The organism is Maricaulis maris, assembly GCF_049116555.1.
Classification (GTDB): Bacteria; Pseudomonadota; Alphaproteobacteria; order Caulobacterales; family Maricaulaceae; genus Maricaulis; species Maricaulis maris_C.
On record NZ_JAGDYT010000008.1, the window covers coordinates 166,733 to 185,950 of the forward strand.

Here is a 19,218-nt window from a genome sequence, read left to right on the forward strand (position 1 = left end):
TCGTGGGCCGGGATTAGCAATCGGGGAGAGACATGTGAGCGACTGGCGCAATCAACCGGAAATCGATCCGCTCATAATCCAGACCCTGGTCAATGCTGTCGGCGCCGAGGTGTTTGCCGGAATGAAAGACCAGTTCGTCACGGATTTGCGGTCTCTCGGGCAAGCCTATTACGAGGCGCTCGCCAATTCTGATGAAGATCAGGCCAAGGCTTCGGCGCATGCCCTCAAGGGGGCCGCCTCCAATATTGGCCTGGTTCAGCTCAGCCAGATCGCTGCCGAGCTGGAACGCGATGCCAGCGATCCGGGCGCGGCGCTGAACGAGGTTCTCGATCGCTCGATTTCTCGTCTGGAGTCCGCACCCTGAGCTTGATGCCCCAGACGGCATGGAGGGAGATTCGATGGAATACAGGACTGAAAACCGGGACGACCGACTTCTCGTGTCGATATCCGGGGTGATCACCTTTGACGACCACGAACCCTTCCGACGGATCGTTGACGAGATCGCGGTTTGCACGCCTGCGCTTGTGGAACTTTCCCTCACGACCACCAAGATGATCGACTCTGCCGGAATCGGCATGTTGTTGCTGGCCAAGGACAAGGCTGACAAGTCGGGCAAGGCCCTCGTGCTGTCAGGCGTGACCGGGCATGTTGCCAAAGTGGTCGAGCTGTCCAAGGTAGACCAGCTGATCAGGATCATCTGAGGTGACGATGTCAGGAACCGACGAGTCACTCCTGTCAGACCAGGCGGTGAATGACGCTCTCATCCTGATCGTTGATGACCAGAAATCCTCGCGCCTCATGATTGCCGCTGTGCTCGATGCAGCGGGCTTCTCCAATCACCTGTTTGCCAGTGACGGTGTGGAGGCGCTGGACGTTCTCGAGCGTGAGCCGGTCGAGATCGTCGTCCTCGATATCATCATGCCGAACAAGGACGGGTTTGATGTCTGCCGGGAAGTCCGGCAACGGCTGAATCTGCCCGTGCCGATCCTGATTCAGACAGCACTTGAGGATGCCGACCAGAGGGCATCGGCCTTTGATGCCGGTGCCTCGGATGTGATCTCCAAGCCCATTCACCCGCACGAGATCGTGTCGCGGGTGCGGTTGCATCTTGAGCGTCGCCGCATGACGAACAGCCTTCAGCGCTATCGGCGCCGGATGGAAGAGGAGCTGAAGGCGGCCGAGGCGATGCAGATATCGCTCCTCAAATCCGATGATGAAGTCGCTGCGATTGCGCGCCCGCGTGGTGCAGATCTGTGGACCTTCTACCAGGCCTCCAACCAGCTGGGCGGTGACCTCTGGCAGGTCTTCGAGATCGATGAAACCCGTTTCGGGATCTTGATGGTCGATCTATCGGGGCATGGTGTGGCCGCGGCGATCAACGCCTTTCGCGTGCACATGCTGACAGACACGCTGCGCCACGATCGGTCACAGCCAGGGCTCTGGCTGGCTGCGGTGAATGATTACCTGTACCAGATTCTGCCGGTAGAGCATTTTGCCACCGCCTTTTATGCGGTGATCGATACTGCCTCCGGCCACATGCATTACGCGATCGCCGGGGCTCCGCCCCCAATCTTGCTTGAAGCCTCTGGCGGTTGGCAGGCTCTGGGTGGAAGCGGCCTTATTCTCGGATGCGCGCCGGGGGTCAGCTATGACACCTGGAAAACCAACCTGCAGCCGGGTGACCGGCTGCTTTGCTACAGCGACGCGCTGTACGAGAATTTCGAACAGCCCGATCTGTCGCTGGAGCCGGAAGACCTCGCGCGGCTCGCGCGTGAAGTGGTATCGCGGGAGGGTGGCGCTGGCTTCATGCGAGCCATGATCGGGCAGGTATTTGATGATCCCGAAGCCCAGAGCCGCGACGATCTCACACTCCTGCTTCTGGAGGTGACCGGTGACCAGTGAAGCCACGAAGACGCTACGCGACGGAATCTGGGTCCGGCTTGATGAGACGCCGCTGGCGATCTCGATACGCCAGTCTCTGGTGGAGCGTTATGGGGATCTGGTCGTTCTCGAGGCGGAGCTTCCGGAAGGCGCGACGGTCGGCCTTGTGATCGCCGATGATGCTCACGGCGGAGAGATAAGCCGGGCCGCCGACCACAATGCCGGCGCGCTCCAGTCCATCCTCATCACCGATGACCCGGCCACTGAGACGCGGGCTGATTTCGTTCTGCACAGCGATGTCGATATTGAATCGGTCATGTCGGTCGTTCGCTCGACCAAGGATTTCCGCGATCAGGTGATGTCCCTGCGTGCCGATGTCGCCCGCCGAAAGTCGGCGATTGGCACGATTATCAATGGACAATTTGTCTTTCGTACCCTGGATGAAGCGCGCAATCTGGCGACAATGGTCGCGCTTGCCTGCCCCAATTCGGACCTTGTCGCGGTCGGGCTGCAGGAGTTGCTGATCAATGCCGTCGAGCATGGCAATCTGGAAATTGGTGCAGCCTTGAAGCACGATCTGTTGCTGGAGGGCTGCTGGCGCGAGGAAGTCGAGGCCCGGCTCGGCAACCCGGCCTTTGCGCACCGGGTGGTGATCCTGAGCTTCAAGCGCAGCGACCGCATCATCTCGATGACGATCCAGGATGAAGGCGACGGATTCGATCATGTCAGCTATCTGGCGGACATGCGCCCGATGGACGGATATCGTGGTCGCGGCATTGCGATGGCGAAGGATCTGGCCTTCTCGTCCCTTACCTATTTGGGAGCCGGGAACATCGTCGAGGCCACCATTCTTCTGCCGAAGACCGGGCGTCGCTAGCCGCCCGGACTCCGCAATCGGAATATTTTCGCGTTCAGCTATGGTTCAGTCGGGAAATCCTCTAATCTTCCACGGACAAGACGTGTTATTCGGAACGCAGGGGTGTTCCACACGGACTGCAGGGAGGGGATCCAGATGAAAACCCAAATTATTGCGAGCGTCATTGCTTCCGCATTTCTGGCTGGCGCAGCCACGGCGCAAGACTTTACCGCGCCGCCGTCTTTCGGGTCGGTCAATCTTAGCTCCGGATTTACACCGGATCCGTACAACGTCACGCTGACATCGGGTGGACAGTTGCACGCCAGCAACCTTTCCAGCGCCTGTCGTGGCTGGATCGCCAACGCACCTGATTATTCGGTCTATTATCAGGCCGGCAACATGTTCGACCTGACCATCAGCTCGGTTTCCAGTTCCGACACGACCCTCGTGGTCAACGGGCCGGCCGGCAACTGGTATTGCGACGATGACAGCGGGCAAGGCCTCAATCCGAGCATGACGTTCGCCAATCCGGCTTCCGGTCGTTACGACATCTGGGTCGGCTCCTATTCTGAGGGCGATTATGCTCAGGCGACCCTCTCGATTTCCGAGCTCGGCATGGCCGGTGGCCAGCCGTCCCAAGGCGGCGGCAGCTATCAGAGCATTGACTGGTCCCTTCCGGCCAATTTCGGTGGTGCCAATCTGAGCGGCGGGTTCGCTCCGGATCCCTATCGGGTCAATATCATCTCCGGCGGCACACACCGCGCTTCGGAAGTGCGCAACGGGTGCGCTGGATGGGTGTCGGCGGCTCCGGACTTCGAGCTGAGCTTCAGCGCCGGTTCGCTCCCGCTGATCCTGTCCGCGGCATCGAACACGGACACGACCATTCTCGTCAATGATCCCAATGGGAACTGGTATTGCGATGATGATGGCGGCAATGTGGGTCTCAACCCGTCGCTGACTTTCTCCAATCCGGCTTCCGGCACCTATGACATCTGGATCGGCTCGTACAGCCAGGGCCAGAATGCCGAAGCCACGCTGTCGATTTCGGAGCTCTACAGCGAGTAGGCGACGCTTTCGTCTTGATGGATTACAGGGCGGCCGCTTCCTACCGGCCGCCCTTTTTCTGTCCGGAGTTCCGGTTTATGCCTGTGGCCGTGGTTATCGAGGTGGGTCTTCATGCGTTTCTTTCTGGCTGTCTGTGTCGGCGTCCTTCTCGTTGCTGTGGGGTTTGTCTTCTTCATTCTGCCGGCCCGGATCGATGCCAACATGAATGTTGTCACGCCCCACGAGCCCTATGTTCTGACCGCTGAGGCCGAGGCGCTGCACGGCACGCTCCGGGTCGGCGACCTTCACTCCGACATGTTGTTGTGGATGCGTGACCCGACCCGCTGGAATGATCGCGGTCATACCGATCTGCCGCGCCTTCGGGCCGGGCAGGTCGCCTTCCAGGTCTTCTCCAGCGTGACAAAGACGCCCTCTGGCCAGAATTACGATAGCAACACCGCTGACAGTGACGACATCACGGCGCTTGCCATCGTTCAGCGCTGGCCGATGCGGACCTGGGATTCGATCCTGGAACGCGCGGTCTATCATGCGGATCGCCTGAACCGTCTGGCAGAGCGCGATGACAGCTTCACCGTGGTGCGGACCCGCGCTGATCTCGAAGCGGTTCTGGCTGCGCGCGAAACCGATCCGGACGCCATGGCGGGCCTGCTTGAAACGGAGGGGGCCCATCCGCTTGAGGGTGAGATCGGGAATGTTGATGTGCTCTGGGATGCCGGCTATCGCATGCTCGGCCTGCAGCATTTCTTCGACAATGCGCTAGGTGGCTCCCTGCACGGTGTGTCCGATGCCGGGCTGACAGATTTCGGTCGCGAGGTCATTCACCGCATGGATGAGCGTGGCCTCATCATTGATGTTGCGCACTCGTCCCCGCAAGTGGTCGAGGATGTGCTGGCCATGACGGACCGCCCTCTCGTGGTTTCCCATACCGGCGTGCACGGCCACTGCGCAGTGAAGCGGAATATTCCCGACGCCCTCATGCAGCGGATCGCAGCGGGTGGCGGCCTGATCGGGATCGGCTTCTGGGCCGATGTCACCTGTGATGACAGTCCCGAAGGCGTGGCGGCGACATTGCTGGCCGCGATCGATCTGGTTGGTATCGACCATGTCGCGCTTGGCTCCGACTATGACGGTACGGTCACGACAACATTTGACGCGTCTGAGTATGCCGTTCTCACCGACCGGCTGCTCGCCGCCGGTCTGGGCGAGGGAGAGGTGCGCCAGGTCATGGGCGAGAACATGATCCGCTTCTTCCTTGAGAATCTGCCGGCCGAATAGGCGCCAACCGAACGGGCGCGAACCCAACGGGCAAGGGCGGCGTCTACTCCGCCGCCACCGCCTCGGCCTCAAGGCGTTCCACCAGTTTGACACCGGCCTGCGAGCAACTGAGCGTTCCGCCCAGATCACCTGTCCATTCGCCGGCTTCATGCATCGCATTGACCGCGTCTCTCAGTCGTTTCGCCGCCCCGGTTTCGTCGAGGCTTTCCAGCAATTGTGCGGCGGCCTCGATGGCCCCGAACGGGTTGGCCTTGTCCTGTCCGGCGATGTCCGGCGCGGAGCCATGGATGGGCTCGAACAGGCCCGGCTTGCTGTCGCCCAGCGACGCCGATCCCAACAGTCCGATCGAACCGGGCAGCATGGAGGCTTCGTCGGAGAGAATGTCACCGAACATGTTTTCGGTGACGATCACATCAAAGCTCGCCGGTGCACGCAGCATGTGCATGGCGGCGGCATCGACATACATGTGGTCGAGCGCGACATCCGGGAAATCGCGGGCGCCCATCTCGCTGACGACATCGCGCCAGAGACGGCTGGTTTCCAGCACATTGGCCTTGTCGACCGAGGTCAGCTTGCCGCGGCGCAGTCGGGCCTGCTGAAAGGCGATGCGCGCCACCCGCTCAATCTCGCTGCTTGAATAGGTGCATTTGTCGCTGGCCGTATCGGCAGTCCGTTCACGTTCGCCGAAATAGATGCCACCGGTCAATTCGCGCACGATCAGCACATCCGTGCCCGCGACGAGGTCCGGGCGCAGGGGTGATTTTCCGGCCAGAGCCGGGTGCACGGCGGCAGGACGCAGATTGGCAAAGACGCCCAACGCCTTGCGCAGGGACAGAAGACCGGCTTCCGGCCGGGCATCGGCCCGGTCCCATTTCGGCCCTCCTACCGCGCCAAGAAAGACCGCGTCGGCCGCCCGGCAGGCCGACAGTGTCTGGTCTGTCAGGGGCTCCCCAAACGCATCGATGGAGGCGCCGCCAAAGGCGCAGGTCTCAAACTCAATCCGGAAGCCTTCCAGCGCGGCGACATGTTCGAGCACGGCGCGGGCGACTGCGGTGATTTCCGGTCCGATCCCGTCGCCGGGCAGGAGGGTGATGCGATAGCTCATGCGATGTCAGCCTCGTAAGCGTCGATGGCGTCGGAATGGCTCATCAGGAAGCCGAGCGGGTCCGTGCCTTCCATCAGGCAATGTTTGGCAAAGGGTTCGATCTCGAAGTCGAAACTCGGGCCATTGCCCAGATCGACATGTTGGCTGGCCAGATCGATCTTGATTGAAATGCCGGGATTGGCGAGCAACCAGTGATGAGCGGCCTCCGGCGCCACGATCGGAAGCAGTCCGTTGCGGGCAGAGTTCGAGCGGAAAATGTCTGCGAACTCGCTGGAGATGACGGCCCTGAAGCCGAAATCATGCAGGGCCCAGGGCGCATGTTCGCGCGATGAGCCGCATCCGAAATTGCGACCGGCAACGAGAACCCGACAGGCAGAGGTGTCGAGGCTGTTCAGCGAAACGGCGTCTAGCGGCTTGCCGTCTCCGTCATAACGCCAGTCATGAAAGGCCAGCCTGCCAAGCCCATCCCGTGACGTAGTGGTCAGGAAACGGGCCGGAATGATTTGGTCGGTATCAATGTCCTCCTGATCGATGACGAAGGTTCGACTGTCGATCTGGCGGATATCATCCTGAGTCTGTGGAGCAGGATCAGGCATGGGCGGGCTCCATCAATTCGGCGGGTTCGATGACATGCCCGGCAATCGCGGCCGCGGCGGTTGTCGCCGGGCTTGCCAATATGGTGCGGACGCCAGGACCCTGACGGCCTTCGAAATTCCGGTTCGAGGTCGAGACGACCAGCTGGCCGGGTTCGCCCCGGTCGCCGTTCATCGCGATACACATGGAGCAGCCGGGCTGGCGCCATTCGGCGCCGGCCTCGATGAAGATCCGGTCGAGACCTTCCGCCTCGGCCTGGGCCCTGACCGCGACCGAACCGGGCACGATGAGCGCGCGAATTCCGTCCGCCACCCGTCGACCGCTCATGATGGCCGCCGCCTCGCGCAGATCGGTGATGCGGGAATTGGTGCAGGAGCCGATAAAGACCTGATCAACGCGCGCGCCGGCCACCGGCTTTCCGGCCTCGAGGCCCATATAGGCGAGCGCCTTCTTCTGGGATGCGGTGCGTGGCGCCGGAATCGGTGTGTTGACGGCGATGCCGGTATCCGGCGCCGTGCCCCAGGTCACCATCGGCCGGATTGATGCTGCGTCAATCATGACCTCCTGGTCAAAGCGGGCTCCCGGGTCGCTGCGCAAAGTCGCCCACTTGGCGACCGTGGCGTTCCACTCGGCACCTTTCGGACAGTGATCGCGGCCTTTGAGCCAGTCGAAAGTTGTTGCGTCCGGCGCGATCATGCCCGCACGGGCGCCAGCCTCGATTGACATGTTGCAGACCGTCATCCGGCCTTCCATGTCGAGAGCTTCGATCGCGCTGCCCGCATACTCGATTACGCACCCGGTGCCGCCATCGACACCGAGTTCGGCGATGATGGCGAGGATGATGTCCTTGGCCGAAATGCCCGTCGCGGTCTCGCCATCAACGGTCACGCGCATGGATTTCGGCTTGCGCTGCAGAAGGCATTGCGACGCCAGGACATGGCCGACTTCCGTTGTGCCGATGCCGAAGGCGAGGGCCCCGAAGGCGCCATGAGTGGCCGTATGGCTGTCACCGCACACAATTGTCATGCCCGGTTGTGTCGCACCCAGTTCCGGCCCGATCACATGCACAACGCCGCGATGACCGCTGCCCCAGCCGTGCAGGGTGATGCCGTGCTTTTTCGCATTGTCCTGCAGCCGCTCGACCTGGCTCTGCGCAGCTTTGGTCGCATAGGGCGGCGTCTCGCCCGGCGCAAAGTCGAGCGTCGGCGTGGCATGGTCGATCGTTGCCAGGGTCCGGTCGGGGCGACGCACGCTCAGCCCGCGCTCATCGAGCACGGAGAAGGCCTGGGGTGAGGTCACTTCATGCACGAGATGCAGGTCGATATAGAGCAGGCCCGGCGTCTCCGCCGTTTCGTCCCGAACCTGGTGCGCTTCCCAGACCTTGTCGAACAGGGAGCGCGGGGCCTCGACCGAGCGCTCAGTCTCAGGCGACATGCTGAACCTCCATCGCATTATCCTGGACCGGCTGCAGCCAGCCATGCCGATCCGGCGTATCGCCGGAGAACAGGCCGAAGAATCGCTCCTGCATCAGTTCCGCTATCGGCCCCCGACCGCCTGCGCGAACGACATGCCCGTCGACCGAGCGGACCGGGGTGATCTCTGCGGCTGTGCCGGTGAAGAAAATCTCGTCAGCGAAATAGAGGCTCTCGCGGGACAGGGTCTGCTCACGGACATCGAAACCTTCCGCCTCGGCCAGTTTCATCACCGAATCCCGGGTCAGGCCTGACAGGATGGAGGCAGAGCTCGGCGGGGTACGAATGACGCCATCGGAGACGACGAAGATGTTCTCACCGGCGCCTTCCGACACCAGACCATTGACGTCCAGACCAATGCCCTCGTCGAAGCCACGCGAGTGGGCCTCGTGGCTGATCAACATGGACGACAGATAATTTCCGCCCGCCTTGGCCCCGGTTGGAATGGTGTTCGGGGCCGGGCGGCTCCACGAGGAAATGCAGCAATCCACGCCCTTGGTCAGCGCTTCCTCACCGAGATAGGCGCCCCAGGGGAAGGCTGCGATGCAGATTTCAGGCTTGCTGTCGGCACCTGGCAGGACACCGATCCCGCCATAACCGAAGAAGGCGACCGGGCGAATATAGGCGTCCTTCAGATGATTGGACCGGATCACCATCCGGCAGGCTGCTTCGACCTCCGCTTCGGTGTGCTCGATCGGCATGTGATAGACCTTGGCGCTGTTGAACAGTCGCTTGATGTGGTCGGTCAGCCGAAAAATGTGCGGGCCGGTCGGCGTGTCGTAGCAACGGATCCCCTCGAAGACGGAGGAGCCGTAATGCAAAGCGTGGGAGAGAACATGCGTCTGGGCTTCATGCCAGTCGATCAGTTCGCCATTGCGCCAGATGAAATCGGTTTCCTGGATAGCCATTTTACTGTGTCCTGTCAGACGGCCTGAGCCGGTTGTTTCTGGGTCATGTCGGCCCGGCCATAGGCCTCACCGCGATCGAGTGTGAAGAGCAGCGAGTCGATGGCCGCGGTGACGACATCCGGGCCGCGAGCGCGCCCCGAGAAAGCTTCACCATTGATGTCCACGCTAATGTCGGCGACGAATTCCCGACCTGTCGTGGTCGACCGCATGCGCGTTTCCAGGCCGATCACTGTCGCATCCGTACCGGTGATCCGCTGGACAGCCGCGAAGGCTGCAGCCATGGGACCGTCGCCGGAGGCAATGTCGGAGACGCGGCCACGATCGGGATGTTCCAGTTCGACCCGCGCAAACTGTTTGGGCTGGCGCCCGGCGGTGGTGCGCAATTCCGTCCGCAGAACGGTCCAGCGCGAACCACTCGGCGAAAAGCCTTCCATCATGGCGACCAGGTCGGCGTCATTCACCTCGCCGAGTTCGTCGGCCAGATGTTTGAAGTCCTTGAAGACGGTGTTCAGTTTCTCGGGGTCCGGCTGATAGCCGAGCTTGGCCAGTCGCTGGACCAGGGCGTGCTTGCCTGAGTGCTTGCCCAGCACCAGGGCAGAGCCTGGCGCTCCGACGCTTTCCGGTGTCATGATCTCATAGGTCCGGCGGTCGGAAATCATGCCGTGCTGATGGATGCCGGCCTCGTGGGCAAAGGCATTCTTGCCGACGACGGCCTTGTTGGGCGCGACCGCGGTGCCGGTCACCCGGGCCAGGCGCTGGCTGGCCGACCAGATCTTGGTGGCGTCGACATGGCTGACAGCCGGGAAGATGTCGGCCCGGACCTGCAAGGCCATGACGATTTCCTCCAGCGAGCAATTGCCGGCGCGCTCGCCGATCCCGTTAATCGCGCATTCGACCTGGCGGGCCCCGCCCTTTACGGCGGCGAGCGAATTGGCAACGGCCAGTCCCAGATCATTGTGGCAATGGGCGGAGAAGATCACATGGTCCGGGCGTTTGACCTGGGCGACGAGTTTCTCGAACACGGCGCGGATCTCGTCCGGTTCGGAATAGCCGACCGTGTCGGGAACGTTCAGGACATCGGCGCCATGGGCGGCTGCACAGGCCATCGCCTCGACCAGGAAATCCGGCTCGGTGCGCAGGGCATCCTCGGCGGAGAATTCGATTTCATCGAACGTGCCGGCGGCGTGCCGGAGGCAATGCTCGATCGTTTGCAGGACTTCGCGGCGCGACATGCGCAGCTTGGCCTCGCGATGGATGGGACTGGTCGCGATGAAGATATGGAGGCGTTTGCGATGAGCCGGTTCGAGCGCATGGGCAGCCGCATCTATGTCTTTCTCATTGGCGCGCGCCAGCGAGCACAGGGTGGAATTGCGGATCTCCGACGCAATCAGGCGAATGGCCTCGCTGTCGCCGGGCGAGGCCGCAGCGAAGCCGGCCTCGATCGTGTCGACCCGCATGGCCTCGAGCAGGCGTGCGATTTCCAGTTTTTCCGCCGGGTTCATGGAGAAGCCCGGAGCCTGTTCACCATCGCGCAGCGTGGTGTCGAAGATATGCAACCGATCTGGCTGCGGGGCGTTCACAGATGTCAGTGTCGGGGCGGGCATGCTTGCCTCCATCGATGGGGCGTCCCGGCTGCTTGGGCAGCGATTTCCGGGGCAATCTGGGGCTCGATATCGGGCGTGAAGACGCCGCGCACGTCGAGCAGGCGCGCGACCTGACGGGCCAGCACGTCCATATTGCGAGCGTCATCGCGGGCATCGAGCGACATGGTCACTGTGGACTGACCGTTCAGTGAGGCCGCCTTGTCGAGCGTGGCAATGGTGAAGCCGCGGCGTTCGACAAGACCGATAAGGCGCATCAGGGCGCCCTCTGCGTCAGCGATATCAATACGAAGCAAAGTGCGCATGATCAGTTCTCCATCATGTCGGCATTGGACGCGCCCGGCGGCACAAGCGGCCAGACATTCTCACGCGGGTCGATCAGGACGTGCGCCAGTATGGGGCCGCGTGCCTTGAGCAGGCGGTCGATCGCCGCGGGAACTTCCTCGCGGCTGTGAACGGTGAAGGCCTCGATGCCGAAGGCATGGGCAACTTCCGCGAAATCGGGGTTGTCGTAGAGGTCGATCTCGGAAAAATTCTGGTCAAAGAAATATTCCTGCCACTGCCGGACCAGACCCAGCGAGGCGTTGTCCAGCAGCAGGATCTTGACCGGCACGCCATAGCGGCGGGCGGTGGCCAACTCCTGGATGTTCATCATGATCGAGCCGTCGCCGGTGATGGTGACGACCTTGGCATCCGGCCGCGTCATCGCAGCGCCGATCCCGGCAGGCAGGCCATAGCCCATCGCGCCCAGGCCCGCTGAGGTCAGATGGTGTTCCGGGCGCGAGAAACGGCAATGCTGGGCCACCCACATCTGGTGCTGGCCGACATCGCAGGCGGCGATGAAGTCATCGCCAGCGACTTCCGACAATTCCTTCAGCATGGCCGGGGCGTAAACGCCGGAGCCTGGCGCGTCATAGCGGAAGGCATGACGGTGCTTGCGCTCGATACAGGTGTCGCGCCACTCCGCAATATCCAGCCAGTCATTGGTGATGCCGGCGAGGATTGCCGTGATGTCGCCGGCCAGGCCGATCTCGGCCCGGCGCAGCTTGTCGATCTCGGCTGCATCGCCGTCGATATGAATGATCCGAGCGCCGGGTGCGAAACTGTCCAGACGGCCTGTCGCCCGGTCATCGAAGCGCGCTCCGCAACAGATCAGCAGATCGCTTTCATCGACCGCCACATTGGCCGCCCGCCCGCCATGCATGCCCAGCATGCCCAGATAGGTCTCGCTGTCGGGGTGAGCACAGCCCAGGCCCTTCAGTGTGGCGACTGTGGGTATGCCGGTGCGCGCCATGAAGTCGCGCACGGCGTCGACGGCACCGCCCAAAGCAACGCCGCCGCCGATGTAAAGAACAGGGCGTTCCGATTGAGCCAGCAGGGCCGTCGCGCTCGCCAGGTCTGATTCTGACGGGCTCGACGGCCCGGCCTCAGGCCGAGACCCTGGGGGAAAGGTGGGGTACGCCTCGGCTTGTAGGACATCCTTCGGCAGATCGATCAGGACCGGGCCGGGGCGCCCGCCCTCCGCAATCTGGAAGGCTTCCGCGATCATCTCCGGGATCCGCATCGGATCGCGGATAATGATCGAGTGTTTCACGACCGGCATGGACATGCCGAAGACATCGACTTCCTGGAAAGCGTCGGTTCCCATCAGTCCGGACGGAACCTGGCCGGTGAGGATGATCATCGGGACGCTGTCCAGATAGGCATTGGCGATGCCGGTCAGGAGATTGGTGGCGCCGGGCCCGGACGTAGCCAAACAGACGCCGGCCTTGCCGGTCAGGCGCGCCTGGGCATCGGCCGCAAAGGCGGCGGCTTGTTCGTGGCGGACCAGGATATGCTTCAGGGACGAGCCGGTCAGCGCGTCATAGACCGGCATGATGGCCCCGCCCGGATAGCCGAAGACCCGGGTCACACCCAGCGCTTCCAGTGTCCGTACGACCGCATGCGCCCCGGTCTGGCGGGTACGCGTCTGTGCGGTGTCGGCAGCGGAGGTCGTGTCGTCGATCTCGGTGGCGGGCAGGGCCGTCATCACATCTCGTCCTTCTTCTCGTCGTGCGCCGGTCAGGCGTTCGCGCCGGGCTGCAGCCACGGCATGTCGGCGCGCAGGGCAGCGCCGGTTTTCTCGATCGGATGCTCCAGGTCCTTGCGCAGAAGGGCCTGGTATTGCGGCTTGCCGGCCTGGTTTTCGGTGATCCAGTCGCGCGCAAATGTGCCGTCCTGGATGTCCTTGAGAACCTCGCGCATGCGCGCGCGGGTTTCGTCATTGATGACGCGGGGCCCCGAGCGCAGATCGCCATAAATGGCGGTCTCCGAGATGAATTCATGCATCTTGGCCATGCCGCCTTCATAGAGGAGGTCGACGATCAGCTTGAGCTCGTGCAGGCATTCGAAATAGGCCACTTCCGGCTGGTAGCCGGCATCGACCAGGGTCTCATAGCCGGCCATGACCAGCTCGGTTGCGCCGCCGCACAGGACGGCCTGCTCCCCAAACAAATCGGTCTCGGTTTCTTCGGCGAAGGTCGTCTCGATCACGCCGGAATTGGCGCCGCCAATACAGGATGTGTAGGCCAGTGCGCGTTCCCGGGCTTCGCCCGTCGCATCCTGCTGGACGGCGAACAGGCAAGGCACGCCGCGGCCGATTTCGTATTCGCGGCGAACCAGATCGCCCGGACCTTTCGGGGCGACCAGCATGATGTCGACGCCTTCCGGCGGGGTGACTCGGCCGAAATGGACCGAGAAACCGTGTGCGAACAGAACCGCATCGCCGGGAGAGAGATTGGGTGCGATGGATTCGCGGAACAGGGCTTCATGGCTCATGTCCGGGGTCAGGATGGCGATCAGCTTGCCGGCTTTGGTGGCTTCTTCCGGCGTCGCTGTCTTCAGGCCGTCAGCCTTGGCTTTCTTTTCGCCGGCACCGCCGGGGCGAACACCGACCGTGACGTCGCAGCCGCTGTCCTTGAGGTTCATGGCATGGGCGCGGCCCTGGCTGCCATAGCCGATAACGGCGACCGGTTGGGCCTTGAAGGCTGTGGTGTCGACCTCGAAAGCGGCACGGCGGGACGGGGTGGAGGCAGTCATGCGGGCATCTCCTGCTTGGATGATGTGTGTGTGGGGCGCACCGTCGCAGCAGGCGGCGGAGCAATGAGGGTGGTGGCACCGCGCGCGGACGAAGAGACCAGGGCGGCATATTTGGCGAAGACCCCGGTCGGCGCAGGCCGGCCGGACGAAGAGGGTGGGCGGTTGGCGAGGTCTGCCTCGACATCAATGCGGCGCGCGGCTACATCGATGCGGATGATGTCGCCATTGCGGATGCGGCCGATCGGCCCGCCATCGGCAGCTTCGGGGCTGACATGGCCGATGACGAAGCCTTTGGAGGCACCGGAAAAACGGCCATCCGTGATCAGGGCCACATCGCCAGCCAGACCCTGGCCAACCAGGGCAGCGGTGACCCCCAGCATTTCACGCATGCCGGGACCGCCCTTGGGGCCCTCATTGCGGATGATGAGGATGTCGCCGGCCTTGACGGCATTGGCTTCGACTGCGGCGAAGGCATCCTCCTCGCATTCAAACACCCGGGCCGGACCGGAGAATTCGGTGCGGTCATGACCGGACAGTTTGAGCACGGCACCTTCGGGTGCCAGGTCACCTGTCAGCACCCGGAAGCCGCCGTCGGCCTTGACCGGCCTGGCGACCGAATGGATGACACGCTGATTGAGGCTTTCCTCCGCACTTGCGCATTCGGCGTGCAGGCTTTTTCCGGTGACGGTCGGTGTGTCAGCCAGCAGGCCGCCGTCGATCAGGCGTTGGCCGAACAGGCGGGAGCCGCCGGCCAGAAACATGTGGTGGGCCAGGAAGCGGCCGCCCGGTTTCAGGTCGGTGATCACCGGCGCGGTGCTGGAAATCCGGTCGAAATCGGCAATATCGAAGTCCAAGCCTGCCTCCGCGGCGATCGCGGCGACATGCAGGACGGCATTGGTCGAGCCGCCCGAGGCCGATGCGGCGATAACCGCATTGCGCAGGGAGTCTTCGGTGATGAAGCGACGCGCGGTTGTGCCCGCTTTGGCCAGCTCGACAGCCAGCCGGCCACAGCGCGCGGCCGCCTCCGGCTTGTCCGGATGCGGGCCGGGGATATCGTTCACCCCCATGGGAGACAGGCCCAGCATGGTCAGGATCATCGCCATCGTATTGGCGGTGAACTGGCCGCCGCAGGCGCCCGCGCCAGGGCAGGCGGCCTTCTCGACTTTCGCCAGACCGGCATCATCCAGTGTTCCGGCGGCATGGGCGCCGACGGCCTCGAACACATCCTGGATCGACAAGGCCTGGTCGCCCAGCTTGCCCGGCATGATCGTGCCGCCATAGAGGATGCAGCCGGGCACATCCATGCGCGCCAGCGCCATGGCTGCGGCCGGGATGGTTTTGTCGCAACCGACCAGGATGACCACGCCATCCAGGCTGTGGCCGCGGGTCGCCAGCTCGATCGAGTCGGTGATGACCTCGCGCGAAATCAGCGAAGCGCGCATGCCTTCGGTGCCCATCGAGATGCCGTCGGAGACGACGATGGTGTTGAAGTCGACCGGGTGGCCGCCGGCGTCACGGACCGCCTCGCGGACCGGTTCCGCCAGGTCAGCCAGATGCATGTTGCACGGGGTGACAGTGGTCCATGTGTTGATGACACCGATCAGCGGCTTGTCGAAGTCGGCGTCCTCCATGCCGGTGGCACGCATCATCGCGCGGGCCGGCGCGCGGGCCGGTCCGGCAGTGATGGCATCTGAGGTCTTGCGGGTGTCGTGGGTCATTTGGTGTTCCGTGGCTCGAAACACAAAAAACCCCGCTCCGGGTTCCGGGAGCGGGGTTTTTTGTGTCTGCCGGTTGGCGAGGTCTCTCGTCAGGCAGGCGCGTCTACCGCTCCCGTTATGGTCGGGATAATAAGTACAAGTACGAGGAGGAGTAGGCCGAGCGCGTTCACCCGCTCGCCCGTCAGGGCAGCGGCCGGGGCAACCGGCAGGGCGTACGCATTGATCATCAGATCGGCTTTCCAGAACTCTATTGCGGTGCAACGTGACCCGGCTTTTTGGTTAAGGCAACCCCGGCTTGGAAAAAAACTGCATCAAAAAGCAGGTTTCGGTGATGTCGGGCATAATTATCTCGCAGCGCAGGGTTTTGCGCACAAGAATACTACGCGCTCGCGCGCGTGAAACAGTCTAGCTTGGCCGTATGTGGATGAAGCGACTGATTTGGCGGGTGTTCGGCCTGGTGTGTGTCGGCCTGGCAGTTGCCGGTGTGGCCTTACCGCTGGTGCCGGCCACGCCTTTCCTCTTGCTGGCGACCTTCGCCTTCGCAAGGTCCTCACCCCGGCTTCATGCCTGGCTCCTCGCCCACAAACGTTTCGGTCCCTTGATCCGGAACTGGCAGGCGAATGGCAGTATCGATCGCAAGTCCAAGCTTCTGGCCGTTGTCGCCATGCTCATGGCGTTGGCGTTGAGTATCGCCATGGGCGTGAGTTTGATGGTTATCGTGATCCAGATCCTCGTCCTCTCCTGTGCTGCCCTCTTTATCCTGACCCGTCCGGATGGCCCTTGAGCTGACGCCGGACGCGGTGTTTGAACCCGATGTCACCTTGCTCCATCACCGGGCAGGGGCGCTCAATTCCGTGCAGTCTGACGGCTCCGGCCAAAAAACGTCATGAAGCGGTTGACGGAAATTTGTGCGCGCGCAGCAAATTTTCCGGCGACATCCGATCATGTCGCGACTCTGTGGATTGAACTGCTGGCGGCGGCCGACGCCAGCCTCTTTCACAGGCAAAAAATTCCAGATCGGATCGATATCGGGACTCCCGATGAAATAAAATGCCGCCCAAGGCGCACTGAAAGAAAATTGTTGCGATGCAGCAAAGTGCGTCCTAGGCTCTCGAAATCAAGAGTCGCCACAAGGTGACCTGACCGCAGAGCGCAATTGATTGGATCCGCCGTCACACCTGTGTGACGCGGATCGTGAGTGATCGACCGGGCATCATGTTCCGGTCAGGGCGCCCCGCGTGGCGACCGCTACCTCATTGATCCTGAAACGAGTTTTCAAGTGCTGCAGGAAGTCTGCAGCCCTGTTCGCGACCTGATGACAGGCCGGATGGTGAGGGGCAGTTGCCAGAAACGGGGGGATCCCAATGATTGGCAAGACACAAATGAACAAGACACTGGCTCGAGGCGCGCTGTGCGCTGTGGTGGCAGGCGTCGGTTTGACCGGAGCCGCACAGGCTCAAGTGTCAGAGGAAACAGCCTTTGTTTTCAATACGCTGTTATTCCTGATCGGGGGTTTCCTGGTCATGCTCATGGCGGCCGGGTTCGCCATGCTGGAAGCCGGTTTCGTGCGCACCAAGCACACCGCGGCCATCTGCCTGAAGAATATCGCCCTCTACTCGATCGCCGGCATCATGTTCTACCTGGTCGGCTACCAGGTCATGTATGGCGGGCAGACACCGTATTTCGGAATGCCCGCGATCTGGGCGCCATCCGAACTCGCGAGCGACGAGGCGATCGATCTGGGGACGGGCTATGCCGCGGCCTCGGACTGGTTCTTCCAGATGGTCTTCGTGGCCACCGCAGCCTCTATCGTCTCCGGTACCATTGCCGAGCGCGTGAAGCTCGGCCCCTTCTTCATCTTCGTGGTTATCCTTACCGCGTTGATCTACCCGATCCAGGGTAGCTGGGAATGGGGCGGCGGCTGGTTGGATGCCGACTTCGGCTTCTCTGACTTCGCCGGCTCGACCCTCGTTCACTCAACCGGTGGCTGGGCCGCCCTTGCCGGTGCCATTCTGATTGGCGCGCGTTCCGGTCGCTTCGGCCCGGACTCCAAGCCAATGACCCCGGGGTCATTGCCGCTGGCAACGCTGGGTACCTTCATTCTCTGGTTCGGCTGGTTCGGCTTCAATGGCGCTTCGCAACTCGCACTGGGTTCCTCTGCTGATGCGGTCGCCATCTCGCAGATCTTTGCCAACACCAACATGGCGGCGGCCGGTGGCGTCGTGACGGCCTACCTCCTGTCCATGCTGCTCGGGGGCGGCAAGGCCAATCTCGCCTACTGCCTCAATGGGGCCCTGGCCGGACTGGTGGCCATCACGGCCGAGCCGCTCACGCCGACAATCCTGCAGGCCATTGCCATTGGTGCGGTGGGTGCAGTGATCGCAACCTTCGGCGCCAAATTGCTCGAAACTGTCCGGATCGATGATGTTGTCGGGGCTATCCCGGTCCACCTCTTCGCCGGCATCTGGGGCACGATGGCCGTGCCGCTGACCAATTCCGACGCGACCTTCTTCGGCCAGGCCGTGGGCGTCGGTGCCATCGGTGCCTTCGTCTTTGCAACCAGCTTCGCTGTCTGGCTGATCCTCAAGATCACGGTCGGTATCCGACTGTCGCCAGACGCCGAAAATGTCGGTGGTGACCTGTCCGAGCTCGGACATGATGCCGGCTCCATCTTCGCCAGTGACGTGGGAAAGACTTCAGCCCCGGCGCAGTAACGGCTCAAGCGGCCGGATCCGGAAAGCCTGCCTTTCCGGATCCAGGCCCGCCGCCGGACGGGGCCGTCCCGGAGCCAAGCCAGACTACGTTATCAACCGGTGAGCGTCGGTCTTCGCCGAGCCACCCACAGACACTGAAATCCGCACCGGTCATCACGCGGTCAACGGGGGAGCTGCGCTCCCGTCCTGCCGACCGGAGCTTCAGGAAATCCAGACCATCCACACTCGATCTTCCACCCAGGAGTAAGTCATGAAAATCAAGTATCTCGCATTGGGCCTCGCTGCCTGCGCCTTCACCGCCCCGGTTGCCGCCCAGGAAGTTACCGGCAATGTCGCGCTCGGTTCGGACTATGTGTTCCGCGGTATCACCCAGACGGACGGCGGCCCGGCAATTTCCGGCGGCTTCGACGTTGAGGCCGAGGGCTTCTATGTCGGTGTCTGGGGCTCGAGCGTCGACTTCTCGGACGACACCACGATGGAGCTCGACCTCTATGGCGGCTACGCCTTCTCCGGTGCCGGCTTCGATTATGATATCGGCGTGATCTATTACGCTTACCCCGACAGCCCGAGCGCTGGCGGAGACCAGAATTTCGTCGAATTCTATGGCGGTATCGGTCGCTCCTTCGGCCCGGTCGGCTGGGATGCCAAACTGTCCTATTCGCCGGAATTCTATGGTGAAACCGGTCAGGCCTGGTATCTGGAAACCGGTCTCGGAATGGAAGTGTTCGAAGGTATCAGCGTCGACGGCCGCATTGGGGCGAGCCGCTTTGATGACTTCCCGGGCGCCGACTATGAAGACTATCAGCTTGGCGTGTCCGGCACGGTCTTCGGCAATGTCGGTTGGGACCTGCGCTATCATGATCTCTCCGACGGCGGAGATGAGAGCGTTGTCGTGACCTTCTCGCAGAGCTTTGGCGACTGATCATTCGTCAAACTGATTGTTGTGGTGCG

General features: G+C 62.6%; 18 protein-coding genes. 9 read left to right on the plus strand and 9 right to left on the minus strand.

The genetic code is table 11. From position 1 onward, the window contains the following. Positions 1 to 34: 34 nt before the first annotated feature. The 6 genes from JXQ94_RS11295 to JXQ94_RS11320 all read left to right on the plus strand — a co-directional run bounded on the left by JXQ94_RS11295 (position 35) and on the right by JXQ94_RS11320 (position 5,077). A complete protein-coding gene (locus JXQ94_RS11295; protein WP_421923896.1) occupies positions 35 to 364 on the plus strand; it encodes an Hpt domain-containing protein in 330 nt (109 codons plus the stop codon). A gap of 34 nt (positions 365 to 398) precedes the next feature. Next, positions 399 to 701 (plus strand): STAS domain-containing protein, encoded by a 303-nt coding sequence (locus JXQ94_RS11300; protein ID WP_421923897.1) that lies wholly within the window; start codon positions 399 to 401, stop codon positions 699 to 701. A 7-nt stretch (positions 702 to 708) separates the two neighbouring features. Then, on the plus strand, positions 709 to 1,902 hold the full coding sequence (locus JXQ94_RS11305) for a PP2C family protein-serine/threonine phosphatase (RefSeq protein ID WP_421923898.1): 1,194 nt from the start codon (positions 709 to 711) through the stop codon (positions 1,900 to 1,902). After that, complete coding sequence (locus tag JXQ94_RS11310; RefSeq protein WP_421923899.1) at positions 1,892 to 2,758, plus strand: ATP-binding protein; 867 nt, start codon at positions 1,892 to 1,894, stop codon at positions 2,756 to 2,758. Before JXQ94_RS11305 ends, JXQ94_RS11310 begins: the two co-directional genes overlap by 11 nt. Before the next feature lie 135 nt (positions 2,759 to 2,893). Beyond that, on the plus strand, positions 2,894 to 3,802 hold the full coding sequence (locus JXQ94_RS11315) for a hypothetical protein (protein ID WP_421923900.1): 909 nt from the start codon (positions 2,894 to 2,896) through the stop codon (positions 3,800 to 3,802). A 111-nt stretch (positions 3,803 to 3,913) separates the two neighbouring features. Beyond that, on the plus strand, positions 3,914 to 5,077 hold the full coding sequence (locus tag JXQ94_RS11320; RefSeq protein WP_421923901.1) for a dipeptidase: 1,164 nt from the start codon (positions 3,914 to 3,916) through the stop codon (positions 5,075 to 5,077). 43 nt (positions 5,078 to 5,120) lie between these two features. Here the strand turns inward: JXQ94_RS11320 and leuB are convergent, their stop codons facing one another. Genes leuB through JXQ94_RS11365 form a run of 9 tightly spaced genes read right to left on the minus strand, consistent with a single transcriptional unit; the run spans position 5,121 to position 15,553 of the window. Next, positions 5,121 to 6,182 (minus strand): 3-isopropylmalate dehydrogenase, encoded by a 1,062-nt coding sequence (leuB, locus tag JXQ94_RS11325; protein WP_421923902.1) that lies wholly within the window; start codon positions 6,180 to 6,182, stop codon positions 5,121 to 5,123. Continuing rightward, positions 6,179 to 6,778, minus strand: coding sequence for a 3-isopropylmalate dehydratase small subunit (gene leuD, locus JXQ94_RS11330; RefSeq protein WP_421923903.1), 600 nt, complete (start codon positions 6,776 to 6,778; stop codon positions 6,179 to 6,181). Before leuD ends, leuB begins: the two co-directional genes overlap by 4 nt. Further along, a complete protein-coding gene (gene leuC / locus JXQ94_RS11335) occupies positions 6,771 to 8,210 on the minus strand; it encodes a 3-isopropylmalate dehydratase large subunit (RefSeq protein ID WP_421923904.1) in 1,440 nt (479 codons plus the stop codon). The genes leuD and leuC overlap by 8 nt, the downstream gene beginning before the upstream one ends. After that, positions 8,200 to 9,156 carry a branched-chain amino acid transaminase gene (locus JXQ94_RS11340; protein WP_295691232.1) on the minus strand — a complete coding sequence of 319 codons (957 nt, stop codon included), beginning with the start codon at positions 9,154 to 9,156 and terminating at the stop codon, positions 8,200 to 8,202. The genes leuC and JXQ94_RS11340 overlap by 11 nt, the downstream gene beginning before the upstream one ends. Before the next feature lie 14 nt (positions 9,157 to 9,170). Next, on the minus strand, positions 9,171 to 10,760 hold the full coding sequence (locus JXQ94_RS11345) for a 2-isopropylmalate synthase (protein WP_421923905.1): 1,590 nt from the start codon (positions 10,758 to 10,760) through the stop codon (positions 9,171 to 9,173). After that, positions 10,742 to 11,062, minus strand: coding sequence for an ACT domain-containing protein (locus JXQ94_RS11350; RefSeq protein ID WP_421923906.1), 321 nt, complete (start codon positions 11,060 to 11,062; stop codon positions 10,742 to 10,744). The genes JXQ94_RS11345 and JXQ94_RS11350 overlap by 19 nt, the downstream gene beginning before the upstream one ends. Before the next feature lie 2 nt (positions 11,063 to 11,064). Continuing rightward, complete coding sequence (gene ilvG / locus JXQ94_RS11355) at positions 11,065 to 12,786, minus strand: acetolactate synthase 2 catalytic subunit (RefSeq protein WP_421924117.1); 1,722 nt, start codon at positions 12,784 to 12,786, stop codon at positions 11,065 to 11,067. 32 nt (positions 12,787 to 12,818) lie between these two features. Next, positions 12,819 to 13,835, minus strand: coding sequence for a ketol-acid reductoisomerase (gene ilvC / locus JXQ94_RS11360; RefSeq protein ID WP_295691240.1), 1,017 nt, complete (start codon positions 13,833 to 13,835; stop codon positions 12,819 to 12,821). Continuing rightward, a complete protein-coding gene (locus JXQ94_RS11365) occupies positions 13,832 to 15,553 on the minus strand; it encodes a dihydroxy-acid dehydratase (RefSeq protein ID WP_421923907.1) in 1,722 nt (573 codons plus the stop codon). Before JXQ94_RS11365 ends, ilvC begins: the two co-directional genes overlap by 4 nt. A gap of 424 nt (positions 15,554 to 15,977) precedes the next feature. Here JXQ94_RS11365 and JXQ94_RS11370 point away from each other — a divergent pair, with 424 nt between their 5' ends. The 3 genes from JXQ94_RS11370 to JXQ94_RS11380 all read left to right on the plus strand — a co-directional run bounded on the left by JXQ94_RS11370 (position 15,978) and on the right by JXQ94_RS11380 (position 19,189). Beyond that, the gene (locus JXQ94_RS11370; RefSeq protein WP_421923908.1) at positions 15,978 to 16,337 is read left to right on the plus strand and encodes a YbaN family protein; all 360 of its coding nucleotides are present in this window, start codon (positions 15,978 to 15,980) and stop codon (positions 16,335 to 16,337) included. 598 nt (positions 16,338 to 16,935) lie between these two features. Further along, positions 16,936 to 18,267: an ammonium transporter gene (locus JXQ94_RS11375; RefSeq protein WP_421923909.1), complete on the plus strand. Its 1,332-nt coding sequence runs from the start codon at positions 16,936 to 16,938 to the stop codon at positions 18,265 to 18,267. Between the two features lie 250 nt (positions 18,268 to 18,517). Then, positions 18,518 to 19,189: a TorF family putative porin gene (locus JXQ94_RS11380; protein WP_421923910.1), complete on the plus strand. Its 672-nt coding sequence runs from the start codon at positions 18,518 to 18,520 to the stop codon at positions 19,187 to 19,189. Positions 19,190 to 19,218 lie beyond the last annotated feature (29 nt).

What these genes read in the sequence shown, in the direction of transcription:
- JXQ94_RS11300 (WP_421923897.1), top strand. Translation starts at nt 399, where the DNA reads ATGGAATACAGGACTGAAAACCGGGACGACCGACTTCTCGTGTCGATA.
- JXQ94_RS11305 (WP_421923898.1), top strand. Translation starts at nt 709, where the DNA reads ATGTCAGGAACCGACGAGTCACTCCTGTCAGACCAGGCGGTGAATGAC.
- JXQ94_RS11315 (WP_421923900.1), top strand. Translation starts at nt 2,894, where the DNA reads ATGAAAACCCAAATTATTGCGAGCGTCATTGCTTCCGCATTTCTGGCT.
- JXQ94_RS11320 (WP_421923901.1), top strand. Translation starts at nt 3,914, where the DNA reads ATGCGTTTCTTTCTGGCTGTCTGTGTCGGCGTCCTTCTCGTTGCTGTG.
- leuB (WP_421923902.1), bottom strand. Translation starts at nt 6,182, where the DNA reads ATGAGCTATCGCATCACCCTCCTGCCCGGCGACGGGATCGGACCGGAA.
- leuD (WP_421923903.1), bottom strand. Translation starts at nt 6,778, where the DNA reads ATGCCTGATCCTGCTCCACAGACTCAGGATGATATCCGCCAGATCGAC.
- leuC (WP_421923904.1), bottom strand. Translation starts at nt 8,210, where the DNA reads ATGTCGCCTGAGACTGAGCGCTCGGTCGAGGCCCCGCGCTCCCTGTTC.
- JXQ94_RS11340 (WP_295691232.1), bottom strand. Translation starts at nt 9,156, where the DNA reads ATGGCTATCCAGGAAACCGATTTCATCTGGCGCAATGGCGAACTGATC.
- JXQ94_RS11345 (WP_421923905.1), bottom strand. Translation starts at nt 10,760, where the DNA reads ATGCCCGCCCCGACACTGACATCTGTGAACGCCCCGCAGCCAGATCGG.
- JXQ94_RS11350 (WP_421923906.1), bottom strand. Translation starts at nt 11,062, where the DNA reads ATGCGCACTTTGCTTCGTATTGATATCGCTGACGCAGAGGGCGCCCTG.
- ilvG (WP_421924117.1), bottom strand. Translation starts at nt 12,786, where the DNA reads ATGACGGCCCTGCCCGCCACCGAGATCGACGACACGACCTCCGCTGCC.
- ilvC (WP_295691240.1), bottom strand. Translation starts at nt 13,835, where the DNA reads ATGACTGCCTCCACCCCGTCCCGCCGTGCCGCTTTCGAGGTCGACACC.
- JXQ94_RS11365 (WP_421923907.1), bottom strand. Translation starts at nt 15,553, where the DNA reads ATGACCCACGACACCCGCAAGACCTCAGATGCCATCACTGCCGGACCG.
- JXQ94_RS11370 (WP_421923908.1), top strand. Translation starts at nt 15,978, where the DNA reads ATGAAGCGACTGATTTGGCGGGTGTTCGGCCTGGTGTGTGTCGGCCTG.
- JXQ94_RS11375 (WP_421923909.1), top strand. Translation starts at nt 16,936, where the DNA reads ATGAACAAGACACTGGCTCGAGGCGCGCTGTGCGCTGTGGTGGCAGGC.
- JXQ94_RS11380 (WP_421923910.1), top strand. Translation starts at nt 18,518, where the DNA reads ATGAAAATCAAGTATCTCGCATTGGGCCTCGCTGCCTGCGCCTTCACC.